The following is a 3,682-nucleotide window of genomic DNA, read 5'->3' as shown; positions in this document are numbered from 1 at the left end:
GGTATAATCTCTGAAGTCAATATTTTCTGTAAAATACAGCTAAAATTTACTGCTTGTATCGTTTCAATAACCCATCCTGCTATACTGCTAATAAAGTATAGGTTAATCTTGTATGATAGCCCTGGCACAGAATCTTTCAGCGCAAATTTAGAGCAAGTCAGATTTCCTACAGACTTGTTGCGTAAATTACCTTCCCTGAATAAAACAGATCTATGAAAGTCCTTATAATTGAAGATGAGCAGGCGCTGAAAGAATCAATTGTGGCTTATTTGCAGCAAGAAGGCTTTACTTGTGATGCTGCTGATGATTTCCGTAGCGCCAAGTTAAAGATTTCCTCTTACCAGTATGCCTGCGTAGTGGTGGACATTACCTTACCCGGCGGCAGCGGCTTAAACATTGTCCGTTCTTTAAAAGAAAACGACTCCGATACCGGCATCATCATTATCTCTGCAAAAAATGCTTTAGATGATAAAATTACTGGGCTAGAGGTAGGAGCAGATGATTACCTGACCAAGCCTTTCCACTTATCTGAGCTAAACGCCCGGCTTAAATCTGTTTTAAGAAGGCGTAATTTTAATGGGCAGAAAGTAGTGCGTATCGGAGAGGTAGAAGTAATACCTGATTCTGCTGAGGCTAGCGTAGCAGGGAAACCGCTTACCCTTACCCGGAAAGAGTTTGACTTGCTGCTATACTTTGTATCTAACCGAAACCGAGTGCTTACAAAAGAATCAATTGCTGAATACCTTTGGGGCGACCATATTGAAATGCTTGACTCTCTAGATTTCGTGTACACGCACATTAAAAACTTACGGCGTAAAATTATAGAAGCAGGAGGGGAAGATTACATCCAAACAGTGTATGGTTTAGGATACAAGTTTATGTGCCCATGAGAATCCTGACGAAAACCAGTTTATACTATGTGCTTGTCTCGTTGCTGGTATTTGCGGTGGGCGGCACACTGTTTTATCTTTCTCTAAGAGAGGAGATTTATGATGAAGTAGATGATCAACTGTTTACAGATAAAGAAAACATTATCAGTTATGTACAACAGTATCATAGGCTGCCAAATGTAACCTCTGGTATTTCTGAGGCTATACTTGTTAAAGAGGCTGACCCAAAAGCTTTAGTGATAGAGCAACTATCAGATACACTTATTTACAGCACCTATGATGAAGAGTTGATTCCTTTCCGTCAACTTACTTTTTCAATACAGCAGGAAGGCAAAATTTACCAGTATACCATTTTAAAGTCATTAATGGATTTTCAGGACTTGGTAGAAAGCACTGTGCTGGCCATGTTCTGGACTTTTCTATTACTTTTGGTTGGGCTGGTGTTTGTTAACTACTATATCAGCAAGTATACCTGGCGCCACTTTTACGATACGCTTATTAAAATTAAGCGCTATACGTTAGTCCAGCATCAGCCACTGGAGTTACAGCCAACTACAACAAAGGAGTTTCAGGAGCTGAACGAGGTGCTGCAGAGCATGACAGGAAAAATCCATTCTGATTACCTCAACCTGAAAGAGTTTACAGAGAATGTATCGCATGAGATACAAACGCCACTTGCTATAGTTAGTAGCAAACTAGAACTTTTTATGCAGGCTGAGCAATTGTCGGAAAACCAGGCAAGGATGCTTTCTGATATGTACGGGGCAGTAAACAGGCTGGCCCGCCTGAATAAATCGCTCATCCTGCTCACCAGAATAGAAAACCGTGAATTTGCTGCAGATGAGCAGGTGCCGCTTCATCAGTCGGTAACAGAATTACTTGCCCAGTTACAGGAAGTAATCGCCATGCGGGGTTTAGAGATTAAAGTTGAAGAACAGGCCGTGGTATATGTAAAAATGAATAGCGGATTGGCAGATGTGCTGCTTCAGAACCTGCTGCATAATGCCATCAAGCACAACTATCGTGGCGGCAGCATTTCCATAAGCCTTACTAACGAAAAGCTATGCGTTAAGAACACTGGGGAGGCGCCACAGGAGAGGCCGGAAGAGCTGTTTAGCAGATTCCTGACGGGCCACGACACGGTTGAGTCATTAGGAATAGGTCTGGCACTGGTGAAAAAAATATGTGACTTATATAAGCTTACTCCCAAGTATAGCTATGCCAGCGGAGTACACAGCTTGTGCATTTATTTTTCGAATTAGCCTTTAACCTGCCTATACTTCAAAATTCCTTCAGATTCAGAAAGTATACTTGCTTACAAGCTTATATAAATTGAAGGAGTTGATAGAATGAAAAAGATAACTATAAATGTTTTAGCCTTAGCTCTTATAGCAGGTACCATTAGCTGCGATAGTTTGTGGGAGAAAGAGAACGTTCCTGAAGCTGTGAAAATCCGCTTCAGTGAACTATATCCTAATATCACTACAATGGATTGGGACGAAGAAGATGAGGGCTATGAAGCAGAATTTGAACTCAGTGGGAGGGAAAGGTCGGTGTTGTTCGACACGAAAGGCAAACTGCTGCGCGTAACGGAAGAGATAGGAACACAAGGTTTACCTGCCAAGGCAATGGCATACGTGCAGCAGAAATACGGGAATTATACGTTAGATGAGGTACATCGTGTAAATGAGGTCAATCAAATAAAATATGTGGTGGAACTGGAGAGTAAGGGAGACGATGTGTCTCTTTCATTTGCAGAAGACGGTAAGCTTTTAGAAGGTGATGCAGCGGCTGTTCAGGTACAGGAAGCATCTCTTGTCGGATTTATACCTAAAGGTGAGCCTGCTTTTGCTAAACCCCTGGCAACCTGGCAGCTCCCGGTAGAACTAAGGGAGATATCAGGTATAGCTTTGCTACCTGATAATAAGATGGCCTGTATACAGGATGAAGAAGGAGTAATCTTTATTTATAACTTAGGCAGCAAAAATATTGAAGACAGAATCAAGTTTGCCGGTCCTGGAGATTATGAGGAAATAGCAGTAGCTGGTACTACAGCCTACGTGCTGCGCAGCGATGGGGCTGTATTTGAAGTGTCGGATTTCAACAGCAAAAAACCAACCGTGACAGAGCACAAGTCTGTTTTAGCTGCCACACAAGACACAGAAGGACTAGCGTATGATGAAAAGAACAAGCGTCTGCTGATAGCCTGCAAAGGCCATGATGATAAGTTAGGAGCTAATAAAGGTGTGTATGTGCTTGATCTGACTAGTAAGCAAATGCAGCTTGAGCCACTAATTAAGATCCCTCTGGCGCAAAAAGAACTACAGCATACGACCGGTAAGAAAAAAGACATGTATGACGTATTACAACCCTCTTCTTTAGAGGTTCATCCTCAAACAGGAGAGTTATACTTATTAGATGCCGCCAACCAGCGTATGATGGTATTAGGTGATGATGGTAACATAAAACGCTCTGTGATCTTAGATAAAGAACTGATGCGCCAACCAGAAGGACTAGCCTTTGGTGAGAATGGCGAAGTATACATTGCCAGTGAAGGAAGTAAAAAAGGTAATGGCGTTATTTTAAAGTATAGCCAGGGATTGTAAAATCGATCAATTATAAATAAACAGAGAAGCCGATCTTACAAGAATCGGCTTCTCTGTTTTTAGTGAAAATTAGTTGGTTTAAAGCGACACTTCGTGAATGTCTTGCTTACTTAAAACTAGTAAATCTAAGGCCTTAACGAGCTTAGAGGAATATTTGATTTTCAAAGTTTATCGCTATCTCTTTAT

3 protein-coding genes are annotated in these 3,682 nt (G+C 41.5%); all 3 read left to right on the top strand.

Features of this window, described 5'->3' with window-relative positions:
- Window positions 1–212 precede the first annotated feature (212 nt).
- Complete coding sequence (locus ACFQ2O_RS20555) at window positions 213–890, top strand: response regulator transcription factor (protein ID WP_377532531.1); 678 nt, start codon at window positions 213–215, stop codon at window positions 888–890.
- Complete coding sequence (locus ACFQ2O_RS20550; RefSeq protein WP_377532528.1) at window positions 887–2,152, top strand: PorY family sensor histidine kinase; 1,266 nt, start codon at window positions 887–889, stop codon at window positions 2,150–2,152. The genes ACFQ2O_RS20555 and ACFQ2O_RS20550 overlap by 4 nt, the downstream gene beginning before the upstream one ends.
- Window positions 2,153–2,239: 87 nt before the next feature.
- On the top strand, window positions 2,240–3,496 hold the full coding sequence (locus ACFQ2O_RS20545) for an SdiA-regulated domain-containing protein (RefSeq protein WP_377532525.1): 1,257 nt from the start codon (window positions 2,240–2,242) through the stop codon (window positions 3,494–3,496).
- Window positions 3,497–3,682: the final 186 nt, after the last annotated feature.

It is taken from the genome of Pontibacter rugosus (genome assembly GCF_042678745.1).
In the GTDB taxonomy this organism is placed as follows: Bacteria; Bacteroidota; Bacteroidia; order Cytophagales; family Hymenobacteraceae; genus Pontibacter; species Pontibacter rugosus.
The sequence above is the reverse complement of the archived record's forward strand: the minus strand, read 5'-3'. Positions and strand labels throughout refer to the sequence as shown.

Bases quoted from the DNA above. Each gene is read 5' to 3' on its own strand.
- ACFQ2O_RS20555 (WP_377532531.1), top strand. From the start codon at position 213: ATGAAAGTCCTTATAATTGAAGATGAGCAGGCGCTGAAAGAATCAATT.
- ACFQ2O_RS20550 (WP_377532528.1), top strand. From the start codon at position 887: ATGAGAATCCTGACGAAAACCAGTTTATACTATGTGCTTGTCTCGTTG.
- ACFQ2O_RS20545 (WP_377532525.1), top strand. From the start codon at position 2,240: ATGAAAAAGATAACTATAAATGTTTTAGCCTTAGCTCTTATAGCAGGT.